This window comes from Micromonospora sp. ATA51 (assembly GCF_016802855.1).
In the GTDB taxonomy this organism is placed as follows: Bacteria; Actinomycetota; Actinomycetes; order Mycobacteriales; family Micromonosporaceae; genus Micromonospora; species Micromonospora sicca.
Genome location: NZ_JAEVHJ010000597.1, coordinates 1 through 1,895, shown reverse-complemented (window position 1 = coordinate 1,895; position 1,895 = coordinate 1). Strand labels below are relative to the sequence as shown.

At 67.3% G+C, this 1,895-nt stretch carries 1 protein-coding gene; it reads right to left on the bottom strand.

Annotated features, from left to right (window positions below):
* Positions 1 to 260: 260 nt before the first annotated feature.
* Entirely contained in the window at positions 261 to 1,625 is a 1,365-nt protein-coding gene (locus JNW87_RS38160; RefSeq protein ID WP_309234163.1) for an IS110 family transposase, read from the bottom strand.
* Positions 1,626 to 1,895: the final 270 nt, after the last annotated feature.

Below are 1,895 nucleotides of genomic sequence, written 5' to 3'. Positions count from 1 at the left end.
ACGCACAGGTCCTCGACGTACACCGCTGAGACGAAACTCGGACCTTGGCCACGTGTGCGGCAGCGTCCCGGCGGAGCCGGGACACGATGGGTTTCCGGGCGTGGTGACGGGCTTGCCGCGGGTGGCAGGGTGCGGCAAGCTGGGTGCTGGTGGGAAGAGCGACCACGTTGTCGACCCCTTGTGGGGTCTGACCTTCCGCCGGAAACGGCCTTGTCGGCGCTCTTCCCGCCCCTTTTTGTGGGTGCTGGTGGCAGGTACTTTCAGGCGGCCTCACCACTTTCGCCGTTGCCGGGACTCCCGCTGTCCGGGCGGTCGCCGTCGTGGTCGACGAGGATGATTTTCTTGCCGGACACCGCTTCGAGCTGGGCGATCAGCCGGCGGGCATGGGTGTGCGGGTCGACACCGCGGGTGTAGTAGTCGTGGCCGAGATCGGTGTAGGGCCGCCCGGTGGACAACACGGTCCAGATCACTTTGATCAGGGTGTGGGCGACGGCGAACGCGGCTTTCTTGCCGGCGGTCTTGTTCGCCCGGCCGCCGAAACGGCGGTGCAGCCGGTGGAAACGCGCCCCGATGCGGGTGCGGGTCCTCGACGAGGCCAGGGCCGCTTCGATGAGGATCGACTGGACGTGGGTGTTGCCCTTGCGGTGCCCGGCCCTGCGGCGCCGACCGGCGGACTCGTTGTTACCCGGGGCAAGCCCGGCCCACGCGGCCAGATGCTTCGCGGACGGGAACCTGCTCATGTCGACGCCGATCTCGCTGATGATCACGGTCGCGACGCGGTCCCCGATCCCGGGGATACTGGCCAGGAGCCGGATCTGTTCGGCGAACAGGGCGACCAGACCGGACGGTGCGGTCCCGGGCCGCCTGGTGGTGCCGGGGTGGCCGGTATGGCCGATCTTCTCCCGAACCTGGGTGATCATCTGGTCGAGGTGATCGAGACGGGTCAGGTGAAACCCGATCATCTGACCGTGATGGGCGGTGAACCGGCCCGCCAACGCCAGCCGTAGATCCTCGGTCTTGTTCCGCAGCACCCCACGGGCCAGCCCGGCCAACACGACCGAGTCACGTTCCCCGGCCACCAAAGCGTCCAGCATCGACCGGCCCGACACACCGAACGTGTCCGACGCGACGACGTCCAGCTTGATCCCGGCCGCTTCCAGGACCTTGAGCAGCCGCTGTTTCTCCCGGCTGCGTTCCTCGGTCAGCTTCGTCTGATACCGGGTCAGATCCCGAATCTGCCGGATGTCGTCCGGGGGCAGGAAACTACCCCGCAACAACCCGACCTCCAACAGCCGGGCCAGCCACTGCGAGTCCTTGACATCGGTCTTACGACCCGGGACCGCTTTGACGTGCGCGGCGTTGACCACGTCGATCGCCAGGCCCGGCCCGCCGGCCTCCCGCAACGCGGAGTACACCGGCCACCAGTACGGGCCGGTCGACTCCATCGCCACCCGCGTCACCCCGTGTTCGACCAGCCATGACGCCATCGCCAACAGGTCCGCGTAGAACGTGCGGAACGTCTTGGTCTTCTCCCGCCGTGCCGCACGCCGCGGATCCGGGGTCCGCACACTCACCGTGACCTGCTGCTTATGCACATCGATCCCCGCGACATGCGAGTACAACACGTCCAACCACGCGCCTCCGTCCCGATCGGCTCAACCTGGGACGGCGTCGCTCGCAGAGCCCGTCATAGACTCATGACACTGAGACACGTGCACCGGGGGGGCAACAACCTGGGATACCAGGGACGGGCTCCAACACCATTCTTGGTTTCAGGCACCGCGAGGGCACCAAGCGCAATCGGCGACGGCGAGCGACACCGCCGACCGAGTTTCACCCACCTGTGGGTGGCCCCGCCAGGGGCCATGGGTTTCTTGGTTGTCGCGGATGATCCG